Origin of the sequence: Zwartia vadi, from assembly GCF_030410375.1 — a bacterium.
Taxonomy (GTDB): domain Bacteria; phylum Pseudomonadota; class Gammaproteobacteria; order Burkholderiales; family Burkholderiaceae_B; genus Zwartia; species Zwartia vadi.
The window spans coordinates 67,757-91,253 of the sequence record NZ_JAUHHE010000015.1 but is presented as its reverse complement, the minus strand read 5'-3'; the positions used below and the strand labels follow the sequence as shown (position 1 = coordinate 91,253).

The 23,497-nt window shown below is 54.4% G+C and carries 25 protein-coding genes and 1 tRNA gene; 4 read left to right on the top strand and 22 right to left on the bottom strand.

Annotation, left to right across the window (positions count from 1 at the left end; all coding sequences use genetic code 11):
* From QWY27_RS13130 to QWY27_RS13040, 19 genes are all read right to left on the bottom strand, one after another.
* Positions 1 to 138, bottom strand: coding sequence for a putative periplasmic lipoprotein (locus tag QWY27_RS13130; RefSeq protein WP_290198830.1), 138 nt, complete (start codon positions 136 to 138; stop codon positions 1 to 3).
* 147 nt (positions 139 to 285) lie between these two features.
* Positions 286 to 1,257: a TrbL/VirB6 family protein gene (locus QWY27_RS13125; protein ID WP_290198829.1), complete on the bottom strand. Its 972-nt coding sequence runs from the start codon at positions 1,255 to 1,257 to the stop codon at positions 286 to 288.
* Between the two features lie 11 nt (positions 1,258 to 1,268).
* Positions 1,269 to 1,946 (bottom strand): TrbJ/VirB5 family protein, encoded by a 678-nt coding sequence (locus QWY27_RS13120; RefSeq protein ID WP_290198828.1) that lies wholly within the window; start codon positions 1,944 to 1,946, stop codon positions 1,269 to 1,271.
* A gap of 100 nt (positions 1,947 to 2,046) precedes the next feature.
* The gene (locus tag QWY27_RS13115) at positions 2,047 to 2,436 is read right to left on the bottom strand and encodes a hypothetical protein (protein WP_290198827.1); all 390 of its coding nucleotides are present in this window, start codon (positions 2,434 to 2,436) and stop codon (positions 2,047 to 2,049) included.
* A gap of 17 nt (positions 2,437 to 2,453) precedes the next feature.
* Positions 2,454 to 2,963, bottom strand: coding sequence for a hypothetical protein (locus QWY27_RS13110; RefSeq protein WP_290198825.1), 510 nt, complete (start codon positions 2,961 to 2,963; stop codon positions 2,454 to 2,456).
* 27 nt (positions 2,964 to 2,990) lie between these two features.
* Positions 2,991 to 5,465, bottom strand: coding sequence for a VirB4 family type IV secretion/conjugal transfer ATPase (locus tag QWY27_RS13105; RefSeq protein ID WP_290198824.1), 2,475 nt, complete (start codon positions 5,463 to 5,465; stop codon positions 2,991 to 2,993).
* Positions 5,462 to 5,851 (bottom strand): VirB3 family type IV secretion system protein, encoded by a 390-nt coding sequence (locus QWY27_RS13100; RefSeq protein ID WP_290198823.1) that lies wholly within the window; start codon positions 5,849 to 5,851, stop codon positions 5,462 to 5,464. The genes QWY27_RS13105 and QWY27_RS13100 overlap by 4 nt, the downstream gene beginning before the upstream one ends.
* 3 nt (positions 5,852 to 5,854) lie before the next feature.
* Positions 5,855 to 6,166 (bottom strand): TrbC/VirB2 family protein, encoded by a 312-nt coding sequence (locus QWY27_RS13095; protein ID WP_290198822.1) that lies wholly within the window; start codon positions 6,164 to 6,166, stop codon positions 5,855 to 5,857.
* Between the two features lie 341 nt (positions 6,167 to 6,507).
* Entirely contained in the window at positions 6,508 to 7,578 is a 1,071-nt protein-coding gene (locus QWY27_RS13090; protein WP_290198821.1) for an Acg family FMN-binding oxidoreductase, read from the bottom strand.
* A gap of 84 nt (positions 7,579 to 7,662) precedes the next feature.
* On the bottom strand, positions 7,663 to 8,817 hold the full coding sequence (locus QWY27_RS13085; RefSeq protein WP_290198820.1) for an FAD-dependent oxidoreductase: 1,155 nt from the start codon (positions 8,815 to 8,817) through the stop codon (positions 7,663 to 7,665).
* Between the two features lie 23 nt (positions 8,818 to 8,840).
* Positions 8,841 to 9,563 carry a hypothetical protein gene (locus QWY27_RS13080; protein WP_290198819.1) on the bottom strand — a complete coding sequence of 241 codons (723 nt, stop codon included), beginning with the start codon at positions 9,561 to 9,563 and terminating at the stop codon, positions 8,841 to 8,843.
* 45 nt (positions 9,564 to 9,608) lie between these two features.
* Positions 9,609 to 10,457 (bottom strand): winged helix DNA-binding protein, encoded by an 849-nt coding sequence (locus tag QWY27_RS13075; protein WP_290198818.1) that lies wholly within the window; start codon positions 10,455 to 10,457, stop codon positions 9,609 to 9,611.
* A 308-nt stretch (positions 10,458 to 10,765) separates the two neighbouring features.
* A complete protein-coding gene (locus QWY27_RS13070; RefSeq protein WP_290198817.1) occupies positions 10,766 to 11,431 on the bottom strand; it encodes a lytic transglycosylase domain-containing protein in 666 nt (221 codons plus the stop codon).
* A gap of 42 nt (positions 11,432 to 11,473) precedes the next feature.
* Positions 11,474 to 12,187, bottom strand: coding sequence for a TrbM/KikA/MpfK family conjugal transfer protein (locus QWY27_RS13065; RefSeq protein ID WP_290198816.1), 714 nt, complete (start codon positions 12,185 to 12,187; stop codon positions 11,474 to 11,476).
* 36 nt (positions 12,188 to 12,223) lie between these two features.
* Positions 12,224 to 12,535, bottom strand: a complete 312-nt coding sequence (locus tag QWY27_RS13060) for a hypothetical protein (protein WP_290198815.1) — start codon at positions 12,533 to 12,535, stop codon at positions 12,224 to 12,226.
* Between the two features lie 36 nt (positions 12,536 to 12,571).
* Positions 12,572 to 13,759: a tyrosine-type recombinase/integrase gene (locus QWY27_RS13055; RefSeq protein ID WP_290198814.1), complete on the bottom strand. Its 1,188-nt coding sequence runs from the start codon at positions 13,757 to 13,759 to the stop codon at positions 12,572 to 12,574.
* Positions 13,760 to 13,931: 172 nt separating this feature from the next.
* Positions 13,932 to 14,016: transfer RNA gene (locus QWY27_RS13050), tRNA-Leu, on the bottom strand.
* 91 nt (positions 14,017 to 14,107) lie between these two features.
* Complete coding sequence (pagP, locus tag QWY27_RS13045; RefSeq protein WP_290198813.1) at positions 14,108 to 14,689, bottom strand: lipid IV(A) palmitoyltransferase PagP; 582 nt, start codon at positions 14,687 to 14,689, stop codon at positions 14,108 to 14,110.
* 169 nt (positions 14,690 to 14,858) lie between these two features.
* The gene (locus QWY27_RS13040) at positions 14,859 to 15,857 is read right to left on the bottom strand and encodes a Bug family tripartite tricarboxylate transporter substrate binding protein (protein ID WP_290198812.1); all 999 of its coding nucleotides are present in this window, start codon (positions 15,855 to 15,857) and stop codon (positions 14,859 to 14,861) included.
* Between the two features lie 138 nt (positions 15,858 to 15,995).
* On the opposite strand from QWY27_RS13040, the gene QWY27_RS13035 reads away from it, so the two are divergent.
* The 3 genes from QWY27_RS13035 (at position 15,996) to htpG (ending at position 20,312) form a co-directional block, all read left to right on the top strand.
* Positions 15,996 to 16,886 (top strand): mechanosensitive ion channel family protein, encoded by an 891-nt coding sequence (locus QWY27_RS13035; RefSeq protein ID WP_290198811.1) that lies wholly within the window; start codon positions 15,996 to 15,998, stop codon positions 16,884 to 16,886.
* Positions 16,873 to 18,234 carry an MmgE/PrpD family protein gene (locus tag QWY27_RS13030; RefSeq protein ID WP_290198810.1) on the top strand — a complete coding sequence of 454 codons (1,362 nt, stop codon included), beginning with the start codon at positions 16,873 to 16,875 and terminating at the stop codon, positions 18,232 to 18,234. Before QWY27_RS13035 ends, QWY27_RS13030 begins: the two co-directional genes overlap by 14 nt.
* 170 nt (positions 18,235 to 18,404) lie before the next feature.
* Complete coding sequence (gene htpG, locus QWY27_RS13025) at positions 18,405 to 20,312, top strand: molecular chaperone HtpG (RefSeq protein WP_290198809.1); 1,908 nt, start codon at positions 18,405 to 18,407, stop codon at positions 20,310 to 20,312.
* Here the strand turns inward: htpG and ampD are convergent.
* From ampD to QWY27_RS13010, 3 genes are read right to left on the bottom strand one after another with little or no spacing between them, the layout of a single operon-like run.
* Positions 20,309 to 20,905 carry a 1,6-anhydro-N-acetylmuramyl-L-alanine amidase AmpD gene (gene ampD, locus QWY27_RS13020; RefSeq protein WP_290198808.1) on the bottom strand — a complete coding sequence of 199 codons (597 nt, stop codon included), beginning with the start codon at positions 20,903 to 20,905 and terminating at the stop codon, positions 20,309 to 20,311. The genes htpG and ampD overlap by 4 nt on opposite strands.
* Positions 20,906 to 20,914: 9 nt before the next feature.
* On the bottom strand, positions 20,915 to 21,178 hold the full coding sequence (locus tag QWY27_RS13015; protein WP_290198807.1) for a PP0621 family protein: 264 nt from the start codon (positions 21,176 to 21,178) through the stop codon (positions 20,915 to 20,917).
* Position 21,179: 1 nt separating this feature from the next.
* Complete coding sequence (locus tag QWY27_RS13010; RefSeq protein ID WP_290198806.1) at positions 21,180 to 22,034, bottom strand: cytochrome C assembly family protein; 855 nt, start codon at positions 22,032 to 22,034, stop codon at positions 21,180 to 21,182.
* 28 nt (positions 22,035 to 22,062) lie between these two features.
* Between QWY27_RS13010 and ffh the strand changes: the two genes are divergently transcribed.
* Complete coding sequence (ffh, locus tag QWY27_RS13005; RefSeq protein WP_290198805.1) at positions 22,063 to 23,475, top strand: signal recognition particle protein; 1,413 nt, start codon at positions 22,063 to 22,065, stop codon at positions 23,473 to 23,475.
* Positions 23,476 to 23,497 lie beyond the last annotated feature (22 nt).

Below are 23,497 nucleotides of genomic sequence, written 5' to 3'. Positions count from 1 at the left end.
TTAGCGTCCTTGTGTCAAGGGTTCAGTGGCATTGACGGGCACGCGTGGTTCGTCAGGTGGCATGGGTGGTTGCGGTGCATGAAAGGCGCAGCCAGCTAAAAGCAAGCTCGCCATGAGGGATGCGATAAGAGACTTCATAGGTAAGATGGTCCTTTGCGTACGAGCCTATTGGCTGATACGCGAGATGAGGGAAGTGGGTGATGAGAGAAGGATTGAGTAAGCCGTTGATTGCTTGATGGGCGAACTGCTCTCGGAATCTGTAAGCCTATGTACTTAGATGCCAGGCTACTTTCCACCTGAACCAGGCAGACCGGGTTTCATTAAGCTCCGTAGACGCAAGGCAGTAAATGCTCCTCGGCTGGCCGCACCGATCCCAAACTGAGCCCCAAAACCAGACGAGAGGCCTGCAGCCATGCCGGGTAGCATAGTCATGATGACGATGCTAGCAATCGCCACGAGCACCTGCCCCGCAAACAGGGCCATCAAGCTCACGTTGCCGCCATCTAGCCATTGGGCCATGGCGCGCACAAACTGCAGGTTCAGTTGCAGCAGTACGGCGAAGATCAGCCCAGCCAAGAGTGCGAGAAAGACAAAGTTCAAGGCTTGCGCCACCCAGCTATCGAACATCTTGCGAGTTGGCTCAAACAGCAAGAAAGTAATGAACAAGGGACCAGTTGCCACAATCAGTGCCATGCCCACCTTGATCACGATGGTGATGACAGCGATGATGCCGCCCACCACCGCTGAGCTCACGGTGACGCCAAACGTCAGTAACGTAATAATGATCTGGCGAGTATCGGGCACAAAGTCGAACCAACCTGAGTCACCCGCATTGCCCATGCTGCTGGTTGCCACTGACGTTTCCTGTTGCAGCCTGTCAACCTGTGCCGCAACCGTGGTTTCACCAATCACCACAGAAGTCAGGGCATCTGGTAACCCCAGCATGGTTTGAGCAATCTCACTTTGGTACAGACCGCCAGCCGTGGCAATCATGGCGATAATCGCCACACCCACTGCTTTCTTAAAAAACTCGGTCACAGTCATATTGCCTTGCCCGTGCATGATGGCAAAGGCATACGCCATGAACTGCAAGGTGAGTCCAAGCGTAATGACTGGGGTCAGAGCACTGGTTAGTTCTGCAATCGGCTGATTGACTGCCGACTGCAGCACGGCTTCCGTTTGGGTGGTGATCCATTGGGCAATGCTTTCCGGGTCTTGGGGTGCAGAGACCTGGGTGCTGGAGAATCCGGTTGGCATGATGGTCTCTCTTATGGCTTCTGGCGGGTGCCGAACCACCCGCCATAGACCCGTTCGGCACGGGCATCGAGCAGGGCGCGTTCGGCTTGTAGTTGCTGCTGGGCTAGTTGAATGCGGGTCTGGTCGGTCTGGATGTTGGCCTGCTCAATCGCGATACGTGCTTGCAGTTCAGCAATCTCTTTAGGATTGGTGGTTTCGTTAATCTTGGACTGCAAACCGTCAATCACTTCTAAACGCTGTGTCATGGCGTTGTACGCGCGTTCAGCCATGGCTTTGGCCGTGGCTTCAATGTTCAGCTTTCGCTCAGCCAGCACTTCCCGATCTTGAGGGAAGTTCACAGGCGCTTTGACGTCACGTACCACGTCGTTGACCGCACTGGAGAGGTTGTTGTCCGGATTTTCTAGTCGATTCAACAGGGACTGTGCATTAGAGGGCAGAGAACCGCGTAACTGATCTTTAACGCTCGGGTTCGCCAGCACGTACCCAAAGCCCGATGACTGAGTCAGTGCAGCAAGTTGAGCTTTGGCCTGATCGAGTTGGCTTTTGGCGGTCTCAACCTGATTGACTAACTGGTTCAGTTGTTCAATCGAATTGATGTCGAGCGTGGGAATGCCACCCACCGCGTAAGCAGGCAGGGGTGCATGGGCGGCCAGCACAAGGCTGATCGCCATCAGACGTTTATGAGACATGATGAAGACTCCGTGAGGATGGTTGTCAGACGGATTTTGGTATCCAGAGAGACGCTGGAAATACCTCGTGGGGACACAGCGAAGACGATCTCGATACGGTTTAGCGACTCGTCGATGCGGTCGTCAGTTGGATTACTTTCTCGTACTGAGCTTGCGTAATCCGAATAAAGCGGATGGTTGGATGGTCAATATCAGTGAGGATGTCAGTGGCTGGGTCTAGCCGCAATTGCTTGCGTTGGTCAATCGTCAGAATGTCGGTTGAATTCAGCTTTGCCGGTTGCGCACTAATGTCGTAGTGACCAAAGTTCAGTCGTCCCACATTCACCAGGTATTCATTTCCATCGGGTTTGATGTGCAGCGACATCGGACGTTTGGCGGTTTGTTGCAACCAGTAACCGGTAACCGCCGGTGCAGTGGTTGCTTGTTCGCAGCCCGCCATAAAAAGAGCGGCGATGGTGGCGAACAACGGAATCAGAATGCGGTTGTACATGCTTGGTTCCCTCCTGTTTAGAACTCATGGCTGCGGTCATGGCTCGGGTCGTGATGGCTAATCCCCAAATCAGGTCTTGCCAGTGCGGGTGCCAGATCAATCCGAACGTTGATCAGTTCAGCTACTGCCTGGTAGTCCTTTGCATCCGGGTTTCTGTCATCAACGGCATGCAGATGCAGGCTGTAGTAGGTCTCAACACCGTGCTCGAAATAGGCTCGGTCCTCTCTGGGCGTGACTGAGTAGAACCACAGTGACTGGCGATTCGGACTTAGATGGCTGCTTGAAGCCTCACTGATGGCGTAGTCTTGGCCATATCGCTGCAGGGTGTCAGCATCCACAGTTTCCCGATCGATCTCGACTTGGGTGTGGGCAGTTTCGTTGGCAATGTCATTGACAATATCGTCACCCACTGTACGTGCCTCGCTGTAGATCGAGATCAGATAGCGGTGGGTGTTCTCTTCTGGGGTTGGTTCCTGTAAGGGCTCTTCCCCTGTTGCCCACTGACGGGCAATGGCTTTGGCGTCCATGCTGACTCCTTCATCGTGTTTGGTTTGTTACATTGCGTGCACTGGCTCGGTTGGCTGGATCGGTAGCGATGGTTCCACCAGTCGTCGGTTGCTCTTGACCGTATTGAGGTAGACGGGAAGCCAGTCGGCAGGATCTGAGCCAGCCTTCGCAACTGCCTGCTCGGCAGCCTCAGCCATGTCGGTACTGCCTGAGAACACCAGCAGTTCGTCTTCGCAGCCAGACAGATCCAGTGAAGCGACAGTGACATTGCCACCTTGCTTGATCACGAACTGGCGGCTAGCCTCACCGAGTTGGCGAATCAATTCAAACTCGGCAGGCGTCAGACCAAAGCCCTCGACGTAGTCCTCGCGCTTGGCTTGAGGGTTCGGCAGAAAGATCAAGGTCGCAGCCTGTTGGATCAGTGATGGCCCCACTGGATTGGTAAGGATGGCACCCGGTTCTTGAGTGGCAAATGCCAGAACGCCGTTTTTCTTGCGGATCGTGCGACTGGCGTCTTGCATGTCCGCCTGGAAGTGAGCGTCTTTGAGCGGGTGTTGGCACTCATCGAAAAGATTGATGATGCGTCGTCCATCGTGTAACGCATTGATCCGATGGCGCAGATAAAGCGTGGCTGCGCCACGTGCATCGTCATCGTCTAACAGTTCAGTTAAATCAAACCCAAGAATCGCGGCTTTGACACTCGTGCCATCCAGATTCAAGGCATCCTGTGGGTTGTCGAATACCCAGCCGTATTCACCACCATGACACCAAGGTAGCAGTCGAGCGTGCACGCTGCCTGCGCTGTCCTCAGAGTAGGGGTTAGGTAAGAGCGTGGTCAGCATGGAAAGACCGCGGCTTTGCAAGTCAATGCCTGTGGTCATTTGCTCGACAGCCCGGGTCACTTCACCGTGTTGGGCAGTGGTTAGCGGCTCACCCCGGCGTTCAGCCAAAAACACCACCAGGCGTCGCATGAATGCGACGTTACCCTTGGTGGGCGGCATTTGAAACGGGTTCCAGCCAGTGCTTTCACCCAAACGGAGTTTGAAGTACCGACCGCCCAAGGCCATGATGAGCACTTGCATGCCCTGATCCTTGTCCCACACCACACAAGTGGCATTGAATTTCTGGGCTTGGGTGAGCAACATGCCTTGCAAGACCGTTTTACCGGTCCCTGTCATGCCAATCAGCATGGTGTTGCCCGGCCGACGTTTGCCCAATTCGTCCACATCGTCGGTGGATGCATGGAAGTTAAAGAAAAACGGACTACCGGTTCGGGTCTTGAGCATGGTCACAGCGGGTCCCCACGGGTTGCCTGCCGGTTTGCCAGTCATTTGATTGTGCAGACTAGATAAGCACAGCAAGTTGTATGACGTGATCGGCACTGGACGTGGACGCCACGCCCAGTTGCCTGGCAGTTGCGCCCAGAAACCTGCTTCTAAGGCACGTTCCAGTGGTTTGGCCACGAGTGCTACTTCTGCCAACGCACTGATGGTGTTGGCCATGCTTTGGCGCACCGAATTGGTATCACTGCCAAACAAAAGCAAGGTGGCATGGTGATCGCCTAGGCCTAAGCGGCCAGAGGTGAGATCATCCATGGCCTGATCCAGTTGAGTCAGTTGACTGTGGGCTGCATCATTTGAGTCAGCCAAGAGCTTGCGGTGTTTGCGCACCAAACCTTTGGCAGCAGCGCCGGTAAAACTGCCCCAGGACTGTGTCAGCACGAACTCGTAGGGTTGACCCAGCAACACGTCCAAGTGGCCGGGTCGGGTTTGCTCCGGGTAGTCACGCAGTTCTATCATTCCAAAAAGGCGTGAGCCTGTCACTGTGCGCAGTTCACCCAATTCACCATAACGAGAAAAAACAGGGCGTGCCCTGCAAATGCTGGTTCCCAAGCGGTCCCGGGTGATGGGCATGGCGTGATGTGAGCCATTGCACAGCAGACCGAGAAACTCCGCGATCTCGCTAAACGCGTATCCATTGCGGTCCACGATACCCAGCACAGTTGGATCGTAGCGACTGAGCGCCGCCGTCATGGCTCGCAAGAGGTTCTGTAACCGATCAATGGATTCCGCCTGCCATTGGGTCAAGCGCTTCGTGTCAGCCTTCTCTAGGTTGGCAAACGTACCCATCACCGGATCTGCCACGGGGTGAACCAGCAGGCTCAGATACAAGTCGTTGACCATAAGACCCTTGGCATCGAAGGTAGCCCGGTAGGCGTGATCGAACTGCTCGGCGAATGCTTGCGCAAAACGACTTTGTGGGTATTCAGTGACACGTCTGCGGACAATGTGGGAATACAAACCCACGGTGCCTAACGGCAACCCACGAAGAACGTTGTGCAGGGCCTCGATCCAATCGTGACGTTCCTGGGTGCTGTGGGCATCTGGTGAGCGGCCCGCCACACGAATGACGGCTAGGTATTGCAAGTTGTCGCAGGCGACGATTTGCTCGGTGACGTGATGCGAGTAGGGCAGATAGCGGGCGATAAGCCGCTCTGACCCGAGAGTTGGTGTTTGAGTCATCGGTTTGTAGTTCCGTGTTGGTTTACGGAATCGTCATCCTGCTGGTCGACCTGATCTTCAAGCTGCATCCAGGGGCGACGTGATGAGTAGCCACTTGGGGCATAGCTCGAGCCATTCCAGAACGTTTTGTGGCGGTTGCGTGTACGAGTCTGAAGTTCTAGCCACAGCACATCAAACGCTTTGTCGTCATGGCGAGTGAGCACAGCAATAGTAGGAAGCACGACAATTAGGAGTCCCCACCAGGCAAGGCCTGCTAGCATGGCGATAAAGGCCACCGCCAGAAAGGCTCCAAACAGAAGGGTGGTGGGCACGCCAAGAAACGTGGGCTTACGTCCCAAGCCTTTGAAGACGGGATAGCCCGAAGATGTTTGCGGCTCGGTTGCCATGGCTTATTTCCAGAGCAGAACCACGATTTCACCGATGGACCCGGCGATCACCAGACCAATGAGCCAGCGCACCATGTCGTCCTTGCGCATGATTTCAGCCATGTAGAGCACAACGATGATCAGGCCAATGATGACTGCCGCGATCGGCAGGATCAGTTCAAGGTTGTCTTTGATCATCTGCAGAGTGGATTGTGCTTTGGCCAGGCCACCGGCTGCCATGGCCGGTGTGGCCAGCACCATCAGCATGCTGGCGGCACCAGCGCGTTGAATCAGTCGATTGTTGAGTTGGGCAAGATGGTTGCGAATTGAAGGCATGACGAATCTCCATGCGCTAGAGCAAAGCCCGGGCGCAGCAGTGTTGAAAAAAAATGGAAAGTGAATCGACCGAACAGGACGAGCTAGCAACCTAGTCGCGACCTAAGGATGGTCCGGATAAGTCGGTTTAAAGCGGAGCTTTTCGCGCTCAGAATTTATTGATCAAAGAATGTTTACTGTTTTGGCCAATCTGGACGGATATCCCGCGATAGCATGTACCTCTGAGGGCAATGAGTAACCGGCCGTCAATGCCCGTTAACCAATCGTTGCTGTCTTGCGAATTTTGGCGGTGACAAGAAAGGCCCAAACCACAGCCCAAACCACAGTCAAAACAGTTCCCACTAGCCTAGCGAGCGACTGTTACCGTCGTTGTCGTCTAAAACCTCTGCCACCGTGATCCGCGGCGCGCGTTGTACCGGCTTAGCCAACCCAAGACGAATAATGAGTTCGGGTGAGCCCTCGGTCTGAAGCAGGTTGGCTAGTTTTTTGCGTGAACTTGGCACTTCACAAGGCTGGTTCATGTACGCCGAATAGCGGCCAGCGGCCATGGCGGTCAGCGTAAACCGTGCCAATGCCCGGCCGGTGGCTAGCCATGCTGCGGTGGTGTCAGCAGTCGTTGTGAACACCACGATGTCTGGCGAGCCTTCAGTCAGCTTTCGATCAGCTGCTGCCTGCATGGCGCCAACATCGAACGTGCGCACAATTAGGGGCGCAACATAGGCTGCAATGCCGTGCTGCCCAAGCAGGTCGGTTGGTATGCCATCGTGATGGGTGGACCTTGCAAAGCCGCTAATTCGCATCCATTGCGAAAGTTCTTTGCGAAACGCAGGTGATGCCATCTGTTGCCTGTCGGACTGCATGATGAGTTCAACTAGCGCAGACCGGGTTGAGGCCGCATCCACCCATACTGCCTGCACACCGAATTCACTACAGGCTTGAGTAAGCGATGCGCGCAGCTCGGCGTTCATCGGTTCGCCGTGGTAGGCGGTGCGGTTGGTGCGTCGCAGCTGCATCGCATCAACCAAATCTTCGCGCCTGTCGTAGGGCTTGCCTTGGCCGACCGCAATCTCGGCCAAGAGGTCGGGCTTGCTTGTGTCTGGCAGCAGATTGATTGTGACGGCGTCGCCATCTACGCCTAAGCGCAGCAGATAGTGCTCTAAAGACGAGCCGCAACCGATGATGAGTTCACGGGCATCCGGGTCACAAACACTGAGCTGTTTGGAGTAATCAGCATACAGTCGAACGACCCCGTCTTTGACCGACCATCGCCACGGCTGGGTGTTGTGTGGCGATGGGGACAAAAGCGCCCAGGCGAGCATTTCTTTTAGCCGCTGGTCACCGCGAGACACTATCGGGCGTTGCGTGGCAATGTAGGGATCTAGCGCAAGCGGTGTGGTTGTTTCAGTGGCCATGTGTTTTGTGTGTTTTGCTGCTGGGTGTCCGGGTTCTGTGGGTGGCGTTTGACCTCGGGTTGTATTTTGTTTTGATCTCAGGCACTAAAACGGCTCTTCCATGCTCTTGATGATGCTGTTGGTGGTCGCCGTGACTGGCATGTACTTCATCAACAGATTGATGAGCGCAGAGGCACTGGCGTGCTTGACCATCATTAACTTCGCAAGCTGGCGCGAGTCATTCTGGTTGCCGTGCACAATCTTTTCTACGCGTTTGCTCCAGCGCTTGACGCCAGCTTGCGCGCTGTCCTGGTCAGACAACGACAGCTCGTAGGCCAGTGCTGCACCGCTTCTAAGCGCATTGCTGGCACCCACACCCGCCGTCGGCAAAAAACCCACGCCAGCATCGCCAACGAGTGCCACCCGGTTATCCAGAGCCGTGATCGCCGGCGACCTGACATCAAACATTGGCCACCGAAACGGTTTGCCAGCAGCGATCTCCCAAAGATGTGGCATGTCGGCAACTTTTGGTGCGTGTTGCGCGACACAGGTTCGCAGCGCCTGCAGAATGTCTGCAGGCGCTGCTTTGGGGTCTGGTGATAGTTCCGTGGGCACAGCAACAGCCACGTTGATGAATTCGCACATGGGGTATAGGCCCACAAAGGCTGAAGGCCCCCAGTACTCCGAGACGGTGTCAGGCTGGTTCAGGCTCAGTGGTGCCCACCACATCCAGGCGTCAAACCCGGTCTCATGGGGTGCAACCTCGCCAAACAGTGACTGCCTGACCGTACTGTGCATGCCATCGGCAGCAACCACGATGTCGGACTCAAGCGCCTGGCCGTTTTCCAGGGCGACAATGACTTGGTTGTCGTCTTTTCTGACACCTTGGACACGGCAATCAAACCGGATAACGCCCTCTGGAACAGCGCTTTGCAAGATGGATACCATGTCGGTGCGCGTCACGCCAAGCAGTGGGCCGTAGGCAGCAAGCAAGCCACTTAAGTCAATCGACTGCAGCAACTTGCCGTCTGGCCCATGCACTTCGTAGGTCTTTAAAACCACGGCTTTGTCGCGCAGTGCCTGGCCCCGGCCAATGGCGTTAAAGACCATGGCACCAAGGGGGTAGAGGCCAATGCCGTAGCCTGCCTCATGAAACCCGGACGCTTGCTCAAGGACAGTAACCTCGTGTTGGCCGGTTCGCGACAACAGGGCTGCCACTGCTAGACCACCCATGCCAGCACCAACGATTGTGACTTTCATGACAGTTCCTTGTGTGGTGAGGTTTACATGCTCGAGGCTGGGTGCTTGTGCATTTCCCGCAAAGTCCAAAGTAACCACGGTATGCACAAGACTGGCAACAAAAGCGCTGCACCGCCGACAGCCAGGTTCAAGGCCATTGGGTTTTGTGAGAGGAGCGCAAATACACACACAAACCCCAAGACAATTTGGTAGATGCCCAGCACCCGGGTGTAACGAATCCAGCGAGGGTTTAGCGTCACGCCCATGCCGCCATCGCGTGCGGCAGACACGATGATGAGCGCCGCAATTCCTCCAGGAAAAATGCTCGCTGCTGATACCCAGTTGGTGCTGACATTCAGGCCATCGAGAAACGCGCCAGCTAACTCGGGCGAAAGCATGGCCGAGCCATCGCGAAACACTTGAGCCGCTGCCACCATCGCAACATCATCCATCAGACCAAACACGCCTGAAAGCACAAATAGGGCGACCACCATGCCAGACACCAATGCTGAGGTGGGCTTAAGCCATGCCCAAAGCATGACGCCGAGCAACGCGATGCTGCCATCGGTCACAAAGAGTACGCCGTAGGCTGAGGCATACCAGCCCCAGGCATTGTGCAATTGCTCTAGGTGGGCTGCAGTCATGGGTGAGGTTGGCACAGTGGACCCTTGAGCTGATGCCATTAGCACCAGGGCTGTGCCCACTAGCCAAGTGGCTACCAGAATTGCCACATATCGAGTGGCCAAGCGCAGGTCCGAATGAGTCATGGCAAGCTTCCGCGTTGGGATACGAAAGTAGCTTATCTTGAACCGCTACGCAGCAGAAGTCCAAAAATTGCCGCTAATTTCCGCCGCATTCAGTGAGTCTGTTCGTGAGGCAGTGGCGTGGCCAAGCAAAAACTGAGCCTCATCAATCACAAATCCTTCAAAGGCATTGAGCATGGCCGCAGTTGGCATGTAGGTTGATAGTCCGGCGTCTTGTTCAATCCAGCCGTGGGCCTTTGCGTCTTGCAGTAGTTTGTATAAGTGCGAGCGTGATACACCAAAGAGGCTCTTGTATTTGCTCAGGTCTTTGCATGGTCTGCCACGGTAGTGGCAGGCCATGATCACAGCCAGCAACTGAAACCCGGCATGGCGATCAGAAAAGAAGGCCACCAATGGGTAGTCTCGCCAAGCAAACTCTCCTGAAAGACTTGCACGACCGGCCTGTGCTTTAAAGCGCAAGAACCAGTCAGGGTCTTGCAGCATAGGCGATAGCTTGACCGCATCATTAAATTCGCAGCGATCGATAAACCGAAATGCCTGCGTCAGCCAATCGGTGAGGATCTTCTCGATCTTGGGCAAGGGCGTGACAGTGCGTGCACGACGATCGTTGGGCGAGGGATGGATTTCAATCAGGCGGTAAAACGCCAACGTGGGCAGAAAGATCTGTATGGCCCTTTCGCTTAAACCACTTTCTTCCTTGATTTCGCCTACCGTCATGGGCGTGGTGCGTGCACCGAGTCGATGCTCGGCATCAGCGGTCAGCAGTGACACCAAGAGATCAAACTGTATCCATTTGGAAAACAGCTTCACCAAAATTGCGTTGCATTCGTAGCTTTGGGCAAAACCTTCGCAGTAATCGGCGAGCGCACCATGGTGCAGAGTTGCTGGGCTTGGCATTTGTGCCTCTTTTGAAATTTGAGTGGGCTCGGTGTAGATTTCACAGGATTGATCCGATGGGGTCAAGGGCAGGCGTAGCCTGACGAAGAGAGCCCTAGATGCCATCGGATCAGTGAGTACGCTGGTGGCATGGCTGGAGGCAGTAGACTGCTGCGTCCGGCCTTGCCGAACTCATCAGCGAATCCTGTTTGATCTCTGCTTCAAGTTTGTTAGTCATGCACGCCGCACTCTTTCAGTCAGCCCTCGGTATTACGGATCCTTGGTTCGTCAAAGACGTTAACTTTGACGTTAATCAGAAGGTCTCTAGGTCAGGAACTCGTTGATGAGCCAGTTGGCTCGGGTGGACGCGTAAAGCCGTCCGGTGTTGGATTGATGACGAAGCCGTCACGATCACCTTGCGTGGTTGGCGTTGACTCTGCTTTCTCGTCTTTGTTGGCATTGCCACCCTGGCTCTCTTGGCTAGCCTGGTCCCCTTTCCCAACCTCTTTGGATTTAGGAGGCTGCAGGGCAGGGATCTTGATGCCAGCTTGGGCTAACACCTTGCCGACGTAACCATTTTTGAAGCCACGCTCGAAATGGCCGGTGTTGTAGCAGGACAAAGCTGCGTGCAAGGCTTGCTGTTCATCTGAATATCGACCGGTAGCTCGCTCATAACACTGTGTCAGCACTGTTTGCGCTGCCTGAAGATTCAGGCAAGGATCAAACACCGTCTCAGGCGTGAGATTTAGCCATTCCCAGTTGCGAACGTTGATTTGGCCAAGGCCCGCATCAAAGTCGATGCCTTTGGACAACAGTGTTTTAGCCAAAGCGATGGCTTCTTCGCGGGTGCTCGGTTGTTGGCTTAGGCGATCACGGCTGTTCACTCCGATGGCATAGGGGTGCCGTTGTGACTCATGCTTGACCAATGCATCCATGGTGGTTGGGTGCACGTTGGCCGCGCAGGTCATAACCAGAACAGCCAGTTCGCTAATCATGGCTGAGCCTCGCCTGGGTTTTGGGTTTCAAGGTGTAGGTTCTCAGTTGCCATTGTGGGTATCCTGCGGGTATCTAGGGTCGTCCCACGAGTAGGACCAGCCTCTGGCCCATTGGCCGCTGTGCTCGGCTTGCCAGCGTGACTGAGCTGTATCGAAGTCCTTGGCTTTAACCCAGTAACCGCCTTTGAGGGGATCACCCACGTATTTCACGCTTAAGTCGTAAGTCCATTCGTGGTCGTTATAAGTCACGCAGTAGCCCGGCAGGGTGTTTTGACGGACGGTGCTGATGGGCTGCACATCGTAGGTGGTGGTTTCACCAGAGTCACCAAAACCGGTTGTTCTCGATCGGTACCGGTAAGCGGTGTCTGCAAACGCACTGTTCAGACTGGCGGGATCGCACTTGCCGGCACCATTGGCGATCGCATCAAGGCGAGCTGGCATGCCTTGCGTATCAGCAGCTGGGCACATGCCTAGAAACATCCGTCGGGCAGCGACGGTTGCGCCCCAGTCCAGGCCGAACTTGTTAAATATCTGGATACCGAAGTAGTGACTCAGCGACGGTGCGCATTCGGACGGCTGCAGACTGCTTGATAGGCAAAGCACTGCCTGGCAGGCCAGACCGGGCAGTCCTTCAAGGGTTTGACCGGAGGGAATGACAGAGGGAACAACGGACGAAACCGCAGTGGGTGTGGCTAGGGCGGTGCCGCACGCGCAGGCGAGCGCCACTGCACCGATCTTGGCGGATCGATGGGTCATGAGAAAACTCCAAGGGAAAGATCAGGTAGGGAAAGCCTAGGCGGGAAATGAAGCGATACCTAGGCGCTTCATGGAGGCATGGGCAATGGCAATTTGCTCGGGTCGTGCCAGTGCGCGGGCAAGCAAGACAGATTCGATAGAAGCCGCGTGAGCCTCAGAAATCTGGCTTAACCGGTTCACAGCCTGGCGTAGCAGTGACAATTCCTCGGCCAGGGTGTCTATCGCAGCCAATCTGTGCCGAATATAGGTTGACAGATTTTGGCCGGAGATTGCGGCAGCTTCAGATAACTTGCGATACTGGTTGCGTGATAACCGAACCCGCACGAGTTCGGAAAGAGGGTCGTCCATGCTGAAGTTCCTTAAGGTGCAGGGATAGGGACAGGGTCAAAGGCCTGGCCGCTGTCCCCAGGACGCACCAGACCGGGCGTTTGCAGTTTCAACACGGCCACCGCTTCTGACAGGCTCATCGACACGGATTGGCTTAGCGTGGTCGCGTGAATGGTGGGCGTTTAGTGATGCTGGCAGGGAGTGGGCGATGCGGGTGGCATCGTTGTTGTAATACGTGTCTCTTAATAACTTAAGGTCTTTGGTGCCGATCGCGTGTGACAGTGCAATCACATCGATAAATTTGGCTAACCGCGTTGCGGCCTCGTGTTTTAAATCATGAAAATGCAGGTCTTCAACGCCTGACCGGTCGCGAGCCTTGCGCCATAGAGCGTCTCGCTGACCATCGGTCATGCCGACAACGTAGGGTGGCATTGAAAAATCTGGTTTTGGTTGCTGGTTTTTAGGCATGGTGGCGACCAACTGATCCAGCAATTCGATGGCACGATTGGTCAAGGGTACCCAGCGTGACCCTTGGAGCGTGCCACTTTTAGTACCCTTGCGTCCACCGCGTTCCAAAGCATGCACATACAGTGTGCGATCGTTACGGTTGTAGTCCTGTGGACGCATACGCAGGATTTCACCGGATCGCAGCGCGGTTTCCATGGCCAGGAAGAAGCAGGCGCCTACGCGGGACAATTTTGTCGATAGGTCGGAGTGCTCGTGATAGCCGGTGGCCACCGCAATGGCCTCTATTTCTGCTTGCGTCAGCAACGTTCGGTCTCGGCGAGCGCCTGCTGGTGGCTTTATCGAGTCTCTGCAGGGGTTGCTTTCTAGCCATTTACGGGTGTGCACCCCATGAGTGAACACGCTGCGCCAGAGATTCAGTTCACGGTTGACGGTGCCTGGCTTTACTTCAGTCAACCGGTTGGTGATCCACTCATTGATGTGATGTGGAGTCACTTCGTCGAGTTTGACCTCGGCCAGCGGCGCCTCGCAGAACTTCAGCAGGCGCAATTTGTTCCATCTGCCCGAGTCGGTCATCTCGGCCCGGGGCATGTAATCTAGAATCAGGTCCTGAACAGTGCGTACCTTGGCGTTTTTGATTGCGCCAAGTTGCTTTTGTTTTTCCAGGTTGGTCGCCCAGGCTCGAGCCTCGGCCATGGTGTCAAAAGTCCCCGATCGTTTGCCGTCGGGAAAACTGACGATTGCCCTGATTGAACTACCTCGCTTCTCAAAAGATGCCATTGCTTTTCTCCGTCATGGGGAAAAGTATGGGGAACATCTTGGGGAAAAGATAGTGGTGTAGCCCGGGAAAAACCGGGGAAAAGCGTTTTGTCGTTCCCCAAAGGGAGCGGCTCAGAATCGGCTAAAAACCGTTATAAATCAATAACTTGAATGTCAATTTTTAGCTAGACTCTGGTGCCCGGGGCCGGAATCGAACCGGCACGCCTTGCGGCGGGGGATTTTGAGTCCCCTGCGTCTACCAATTTCACCACCCGGGCAACGCATTAAGCATATAAGTATAGCCGAGCTTTTAAATTTTTGCCCGTGATTGGGCATCTGAGTAGTCAGGGGTGCTATGAACTGGTCAAACTATTTGAATGTCCATTTCCCCCACATGAATAAAACATTGCCATAACCCTGCCCGCCAGGGATATAGGCTGCTTGAGCAGAGAGGTTTTTATAGCCAATCGAGGCGATTGGTAAAACACCCGGAAAGGGAATGCCCCCAAAATAATCTCTCCGAGACATAAAAAAACCCGTCAAGCCGATTCCGGCTTTTACTTCACTTCTACCCATGTTCCATGTAGGGATCCAGCCGTAACCCACCATATAAGATGGATCCCCATGTGAGTCGCGAAAGCCCATCGCATAGATACCCTCCCAGTTACCACTATTGTTGTAGCGACCTTTGCCCAGACCAAATCCGGCCGGATATTCAACGTATTGCGCTCGTTGCTCGGGCGTGTAGGCAAAGGGAAGGTGGTAGCTCCAAAAGGGCACATAGGCCTCTATGTCGCCTTCACGCCAAGTGTCACGCACGTGATTCCAGGCTGTTGAGTACCAAGGCGTTGATGACGTGATGACATGAGGGGTGCTAGAAGCTTGGGAAGCTGAAACTCCCAAGGCCAAGGCACAGGACAAAATTATGCGCGGAGAAAGTGTCTTGGGCATAAGGTGTTCGGATAGCGAGTGGTGATTTGGAGTAGTGATTGTTCAAGCGATTGTTTAACGAGGCTTTGCTTTCATGGTCTTGTGAGATTTTCTCATCTGTACAAAAAAGGCGCTACGAATATTCGCAGCGCCTTTTTATTAGTCAGTCAAACCAAAAACGAAAGGGAAATTAATCGACTTTTGCGCCAGATACTTTGACGATTTCACTCCATTGAGCGATGTCTTTCGCGAGTCTTTCTTTGAACTGCGCAGGCGTATCAAAGTACAACTCTACGCCGAGATCAGCCAGGCGTTTTTGCACGGCAGGTTTCTGCATGATGCGAGCGACCGTTGCGTAAAGTTTATCGTTGATGTCTTGTGGAGTGCCTGCGATCGAGAACAGACCAATCCAGAGGTCGCCGGAGAAGCCGGGGATTTTTTCATTGATGGCGGGAACATCTGGCAGCGCTGGTGAACGCTTGTCTGTGCTGACGCCGATTGCGCGCAATTTGCCCTGACGGATATTGTTCAAGGCAGAAGGCAGGCTGGCAAAAGCGATTGGTACTTGACCGCCCAAGACATCGATCATCGCGGGCGCCACACCTTTGTAAGGGATGTGCTCCATTTTTAGCCCGGCTTTTTGATCGAGCATGGCGCCTAGCAAGTGATTCAGTGTGCCGTTGCCGGCAGAAGCGTATTGATATTTGCCGGGATTGGCTTTAATCAGTGCGATGAACTCATCGAGCGTCTTGGCAGGAAAGCTTGGGTGAACAACTAAAACATTGGGTACAGCGCCGACGACCGTGATTGGGCTGAAGTCTTTTATGGGATCAAAGCCGACGTTTTTATAGAGAGAGGGATTGATCGCTTGGGCGCTGTTGACTGTCATCAACAGGGTGTAGCCATCGGCTGGTGCTGATTTAGTTTGCGCAGTTCCAATATTTCCACCCGCGCCAGGACGGTTGGTCACGACGACAGATTGTTTGAGTTCTTCGGCCAGTTCGTTGGCAATCAAACGTCCGACGATGTCATTCGTGCCGCCAGGTGCTTGAGGGATCACCATGGTAATGGGCTGGGAGGGATATTTGGCGGCATTTTGCGCGTGCGCAGGAAAGTGGGCAGCACTCAAAAGTGTGGCGCTTAACAAGCTAAGCATGCCGGCACGGCGCAGGCGTGATTGGACGGTCATAGAAGAACTCCGATGAAAGTGGGCTTTTTACTTTTTGTACATCAATTCTAGACTAAGTCTGTGCTCTATACTCAATGCCCGGCAGTAACCGGTATCTGTATCGTTGCGTCGCCATTGTTCACCTACGGATCGATCAGCATGTTCCAGCAGACACTCAACGAATTGCTCAAGACTTATTTCGGCGTCACCGTTCCAGCATGGGCAATGCCAATGCTCTCGATGATCAATGTATTGATCATCCTTGGTTTGGCATGGTTATTTCGCAGCCTCGTGATGCGATCGATCCGGATGTTGCAAAGCAGATTAAGTCATGCAAGCCACGATGATGAAGAGAAAAAACGTGTCCAGACATTAGGCCGTGTATTCAGATACGTCACTTCAGTCACGATCACCGTTCTGGCCATTATGCTGGCGCTCTCTGAAATGGGTGTCTCGATTGCCCCCTTGCTTGCGACGGCGGGTGTGGCAGGTATCGCGATTGGTTTCGGCGCGCAAAGTGTCGTGAAAGATTACTTTACGGGCATTGTGATGTTGCTCGAAAATCAGATTCGTCAAGGCGATATTGTCGAAGTCGGTGGCAAGGCTGGTTTCGTCGAAGAGGTCACGCTCAGATATGTGCGGTTGCGTGACTACCAGGGCTCAGTCCATTTTGTGCCAAATGGTGTGATTACAACGGTCACGAATTTAAGCCGTAACTTTGCTTTCGCGGTCATCGATGTCGGCGTGTCATACCGGACGGATATCGATCAAGTGTTTGACATCATGCGAGATGTGTCAGCGGCTTTGCGTCACGACCCTGATTTCGGTGACAAAATTCTTGATGACATTGAAATTGCCGGCGTTGAGCAATGGGCGGAGTCGGCAGTCATGATTAAAGCGCGCATCAAAGTGGTCGCGCTCTGGCATGGTCCGATTCGTCGTGAATTTTTACGTCATCTAAAAATCGCCTTTGATGCGAACAATATAGAAATCCCTTTCCCTCAGCGCGTCGTTCATACAAAAGCGGATCTAAACAATGCCGAGTCTTGATGCAAAACTTGCTAGACATGTTGCGGGCGTTCGCTTTGAACAGCTCTCTTCAAAAGCGATTGAGTCCGCCAAAATTTTCCTGCTCGACTCCATTGGCGTCGGTGTGGCGGGCGGCAGTACTCCGGAGATCGTACCCTTGCTCGACGCTGTGAGTCAGTGGGGTCAAGGCGCCAATGTCACACTCTGGGGGCGTAAAAACAGGCTCAATGCCACGCAAGCGGTATTGGTCAATGCCTACCAAGTGCATTGCCAGGAGTTCGATTGTTTGCATGAGGGAGCCGTACTGCACGCCATGGCAACCTTATTGCCAGTGTTGCTTGCGGAGGCCGAGGTGCGTGGACCTGTTTCCGGACGCGCGTTGCTGACCGCACTGGCGGCCGGGGTGGATGCGGCCTGCACGCTGGGCATGGCGTCCAAACTCGGGCTTCGGTTTTTCCGTCCGGCAGCCTCGGGTGGTTTTGGTGCGGTGGCGGGTTTGGCAAATCTTCGTGGTTTTGATGCTGACATGACACTGGCGGCTTTTGGCCACCAGCTTGCCCAGGTTAGCGGCACGATGCAGGCGCATACAGAGGGCAGTGTGGTGCTGCCCCTGCAGATTGGCGTCAACGCGCGTGCCGCCTTCCAGTCTTGCGATTTGGCGCAAGCAGGCTTTCCGAGTTTGCAAACGCCATTGACGGGTCGTTTTGGTTATTTGCAGATGTTTGAGTCTGAGTGGGATCTCGAAACCGCGATGCAGGGGTTGGGTGAACGCTGGCGTCTGACGGAGTTGAGCCACAAACCCTACCCAAGTGGGCGTGCAACGCATGGTGGCATAGAGGGGGTGACGTGTTTGCGTCAGCAAGCAGGCTTTGCTGCGCAGGAGGTTGCTGAAATCGTGGTGAGAGGACCTTCTTTACTCAATCATTTGGTCAATCGCCCCGGGGTTGAAAAGCCCACACCCAACTACGCGCGCTTGTGCATGCCTTTTGTGCTTGCCAAGGTTTTGCAACATGGCGCCCTGGATCCTATGCACTTCCGCGGGGAGTTGCTCAATGATCCGGAAACCTACGCGCTTTCGCTCAAAGTACGGATGGAAAAGGACGACAATCCCAATCCAAACGCGCTCGTGCCCCAATTGGTGAGCGTCCGGCTCAACGACGGCACTGTGCTGGAGCACTCCATCGATGCCATGCTCGCGAGTCCATCTCGGCCCTTGAGCCGCGAAGCACAGCTGAGCAAATTTTTCCGCTGCTGGGCATTGTCGGCAGAGCCGATGGGGTCGCCGGAGGCCTTGATTGCGCTGATCGATGAGCTTGAAAATTGTCTGGATGTCAGGCAACTCATCGCACAGTTAGCCCCTGTCGCGTAAATTTCTGAAATCAAATGCTGATTTGGTTGACTTCAGCCCCTTGAAATGGGCGTTTTACACCCCAGATTAAGCTTATCAGCTAGCCTGAGGCTCTTGAGCGACCGCCTCCACGCGGTTTTTCTCGCGCCTATCCGGGCCGGTCAATCTGTGGATAACTTACGGTGAGTACGATGAATCAAACGACAGCGTCATCAGACGCCACTCAGACTATGGGTTTTCAGGCAGAGGTTAAGCAACTGCTGCACCTGATGATCCATTCGCTCTATAGCAACAAGGAAATCTTCCTGCGTGAACTGGTCTCTAACGCCTCGGATGCCTGCGATAAATTGCGATTTGAGGCAATTGATCATCCCGAACTTTTCGAAGGCGATGGTGACTTGCATGTGCGCGTGGATTACGACAAAACGGCGCGTACGATCACGATTTCAGATAATGGTGTGGGACTGTCCAAAGACGAAGCGATCGCCAACCTTGGCACGATCGCGCGCTCTGGTACGCGCGAGTTTTTCTCCAAGCTCACCGGCGACAAGCAAAAAGACGCACAACTGATTGGCCAGTTTGGCGTGGGCTTTTACTCTTCTTTTATCGTGGCGGATAAAGTCACGGTCCGGAGTCGTCGCGCAGGCTTGCCTGCCGATCAGGCGGTTGTCTGGGAGTCCGATGGTCAGGGCGAGTTTTCAATTGCTGCGACTGAAAAGGCGGGCCGCGGTACGGACGTGGTGTTGCACTTGCGTACCGATGAGGATGAGTTTCTGAGTGGCTGGAAACTGCGTGAAGTCTTGCGCCGATACTCCGATCACATTTCTTTGCCGGTTCAGATGCGCAAAGAAGAGTGGGATCAGGAAAAATCCGAGCAAGTTAAAAAAGACGAGTGGGAGTCTGTCAATCAGGCTAACGCTCTCTGGACGAGAAGTAAATCCGAGGTCACCGACGAGCAGTATCGTGAGTTTTACAAGCATGTTTCTCACGATTATGACGATCCTCTTGCCTGGACACATAACCGTGTCGAGGGTCGCAGCGAGTACACACAGCTGTTGTATGTCCCCAAGCACGCTCCTTTCGATATGTGGGATCGCGACGCGCGTCGTGGTGTGAAGCTCTATGTCAAGCGCGTCTTCATCATGGACGATGCCGAACAGATGTTGCCTTCATATTTGCGCTTTGTCCGTGGCGTGATCGACTCTGCTGATTTGCCTTTGAATGTCTCCCGCGAGTTGTTGCAAGAAAGTCGCGATGTCAAGGCTATCCGTGAGGGCTCCACCAAACGTATCTTGAGTCTGCTTGAAGATTTAGCGGAAAACAAAAAAGAGGATTATGCGACCTTCTGGAATGAGTTTGGGCAGGTCCTTAAAGAAGGTACCGGAGAGGATTCTGCGAATCTTGAGCGTATTGCAAAGCTGTTGCGTTTTGCCTCGACCAAAGAGGATTCCGATGCGCAGACTGTCACGCTTGAGGAATACGTCTCTCGCATGAAAGAAGGTCAGGACAAGATTTATTATGTGACGGCTGATAGCTACACCGCCGGACGTAATAGCCCGCATCTGGAGATCTTCCGTAAAAAAGGCATCGAAGTCTTGGTGATGTGGGATCGCGTCGATGAGTGGATGTTGTCGCACTTGCGAGAGTTCGATGGCAAAAAACTAGTCTCGGTTGCTAAAGGCGGATTGGATCTCGAGGCGCTTGCCGACGAAGAAGAAAAGAAGCATCAAACCGAGGTGGCCGAGCAGTTCAAGCCGCTGGTCGAGCGTTTGCAAGCGTCCCTCAAAGACCGTGTCAAGGAAGTGCGCGTCACACTGCGTCTCGTGGACTCACCTTCCTGCGTGGTGGTTGGACAAAACGACTTGAGTCCGCACCTGCAAAGAATGCTCAAGGCCGCAGGTCAACAGGCGCCTAACATCCTGCCTGTTCTGGAAATCAATCCTGAGCATGCGTTGGTCAAGCGTGTTCAGTCGGCTTCCGATGCATCTTTCGATGATTGGGCCAGCTTGTTGTTTGAGCAGGCTTTGTTGGCGGATGGTTCGAGCTTGCCCGACCCGACGGCCTTTGTGCGTCGTGTGAACCAGTTACTGCTGGGTTAAGCCCCGATGTTTGGGGCCTGTCGCGGCGGTAGCGCTGCGACAGGCCAACCAGCCAGTACAGCGTAGCGTGCCCAGTCAAATACCGGCCCTGGATCTGTTTTGCGTCCTGGAGCGATATCGCAGTGCCCTCTGACAGCATTCAGACGATAGCGTGACCGCAGGCATTGAGTGAGTGTCGCGAGCGCACTGTATTGCGCCTCGGTATAGGCGAGCGTATCTGTACCTTCTAGCTCAATTCCCACAGAAAAATCATTGCACTGTTCGCGCCCGTCATGCTGCGAGACGCCTGCATGCCATGCGCGTGCGTCACAGGAGACGAACTGCGTGATGTGACCCAGGCGATCGATTAAAAAATGTGCAGAGACCGTGAGTCCTTTGAGATTTTCTTCAAACCAGGGGTCGGCGCTGAGGTCCAGCTGGTTGAGAAAAAGGTCTGCAACGTATGGAGTGCCGAAGCGACCGGGTGGCAAACTGATGTTGTGAATGACTAGCAAGTCAATTTCGACGCCAGCAGGCCGAGCGTTAAAGTTTGGAGAGGGACGCAGCGAGATACTGGAACCGGGTTCGAGCCAACCTGTCGGGTCCAGCTTCATGATCTGTCGTTAACGGGACCGGCGCGGTCCAAGTTGTGCATGAGCCTGGCTGCACCAGGTTTCATCGTTGCTAAGTAAGGCCTCTGAACGAGGTATAAACACGCCGCAATGCGCACACTGAACCATCGCCTCTGCACCGGGTAAAGGGTTGTTGCGGGCAGCTTGTTTGTCTTGCTCACTGCGGAAACGTTTTTTTGCCGCCTGATGCGATAGAAAGCGACTGACAAGCAGCACACCAAAAAACACGGCAATCCAAAAAAGCGTTTTACCCATTTCAATGCCTTTGCAGGATGACTTCGATCACGAAGCGTGACCCTGTGTAGGCTAACACGACAAAGGCAAAGCCAACGAGGGTATAGCGCAGTGCAGTGCGTCCGCGCCAACCTCTCAGGTGTCGACCAACAATCAGGATGCCAAAGGTCAGCCAGGACAACAGAGTGAAGATTGATTTGTGATCCAGTGGTAACCACTTGCCGGACAAGGAAATTGAGATCAGAGCGCCAGAGACCAGTGTCAAGGTCAGGGCGGCAAAAGCGATCCAGATCAGACGGAACAGCACTTGTTCCTGCGCGAGCAAGGGGGGTTGGACATCCAGCAGGCGCCCGATCGCACGGCGCAGTGGGCCGGGGTGTGCACCTTCTTCGCGAGGGAAATGGAGGCGCCGATCGAGGCCAGACATCAACATCGCCTGCAGAGCGGCGATGGTCACCAGCGCGTAGGCAGATAAGGCGATCAGTAAATGGATACGTAAGCCCGGATCGTTCGCACGGGCGATGAGTTGAGACTGGGGAAATAAGATTGCCAAGAGGCAAACCATTGAGCCGACAGGCAAAAGCAAAAGTTGGAGCCCATCAATGCGAATCACCAAGCTTTCGAGCCAAAATACCACCATGCCGATCCAGACTGCGGCAGAAAGCGCAAGTGTCCAGCTGACGCGTAAGTTGCCTTCCTGCAAGACGGTGTCTCGCAAGGCGAGACCGTGTAAAACGATTGCTAAAAGCAGTCCAAGGCGAGCAAGGTTGCCCGCCTTGACGATCGGAGGGTCCGAAGTCAGCGAGCGATAAAGACCGAGACCGAGGGCGGCATAGGCCAAGGCAGCGAGGGAGTGAAATACAATACCGGAAGACATATGTCTAGTGTAAAGCGAAACCGACACCATGCTTGAAAATCTCACCCAACGTCTATCCCGTGTCGTCAAGACCATGCGGGGCGAAGCGCGTCTCACCGAAACCAACACGCAAGACATGCTGCGAGAGGTCCGTCTGGCTTTGCTGGAGGCCGATGTCTCCTTGCCTGTGGTGCGTGATTTCATCGCGCGAGTCAAGGAAAAGGCCCTGGGCGAGGAGGTCGTTGGTAGTTTGTCACCCGGCCAGGCCTTGGTCGGGGTGGTCCATCGGGAGCTGACTGCTCTGATGGGCGGGGATTTGGGTACCGACGCAAGCGAGCTGTCGCTGGCCATGCAGCCCCCCGCGATTATTTTGATGGCTGGCTTGCAGGGCGCGGGTAAAACTACAACGACTGGCAAGCTCGCCCGTTGGTTATCCGAAGGCAATCACGTTCAGAACGGGCGCAAAACTGGCAAAAAGAAGGTGGCGGTGGTCAGTGCCGACGTTTATCGTCCGGCTGCAATCGAGCAGCTCAAGACTGTAGCCGGGCAGGTGGGAGTTGAGTGGATCGCCTCGGACGCGAGCCAAAAGCCAGAGGATATCGCTCGTCATGCGGTTGATTACGCGCGCAAACATCATATTGATGTGCTCATTGTCGATACCGCCGGACGATTGGGTATCGATGAAGCAATGATGCGCGAGATTCGCGCCTTGCATGATTTGTTAAAACCGATTGAGACTCTCTTTGTCGTGGATGCCATGCAGGGCCAAGATGCGGTCAATACGGCGCGTGCCTTTGGAGAGGCGTTGCCGCTGACGGGCGTGGTGCTGACCAAGCTCGATGGCGATGCGCGCGGTGGAGCTGCGTTGTCCGTCCGCCATGTGACGGGTAAGCCACTCAAGTTTGTTGGTGTATCTGAAAAACTTGATGGTTTGGAGCCCTTCCATCCTGAAAGGATGGCTCAGCGCGTGCTGGGTATGGGCGACATCGTGTCGCTCGTCGAGCAGGCTCAAAAAAATATCGACATTGCCGAAGCGCAAAAGCTCGCCGCCAAAATGAAATCGGGCGACAAGTTCGATCTCAACGATTTTCGTGATCAGCTCGCGCAAGTTAAAAAGATGGGCGATATGGGATCCTTGCTTGAAAAGCTCCCCGCTCAGTTCTCACAGGCCGCCGGCCAGTTGCAAGGCGGTCAGGCAGAAAAACAGCTCAGACGGACCGAGGGTATCCTGAATTCGATGACGCCGCTCGAGCGTGCCAAGCCCGATTTGCTTAAAGCCTCGCGTAAGCGACGTATCGCTGCAGGAGCCGGTGTGCCCGTGCAAGAGGTCAATCGCCTGCTCAATCAGTTTGAGCAAATGCAGGGCATGATGAAGCAGATGAAAAAAGGCGGCATGGCCAAGATGATGCGTGCCATGGGTAGCATGAAGGGCTTGGGAAAACTCGGTGGTTTTGGCAGATAGGCCGAGGCGAGCTTAGGCATAT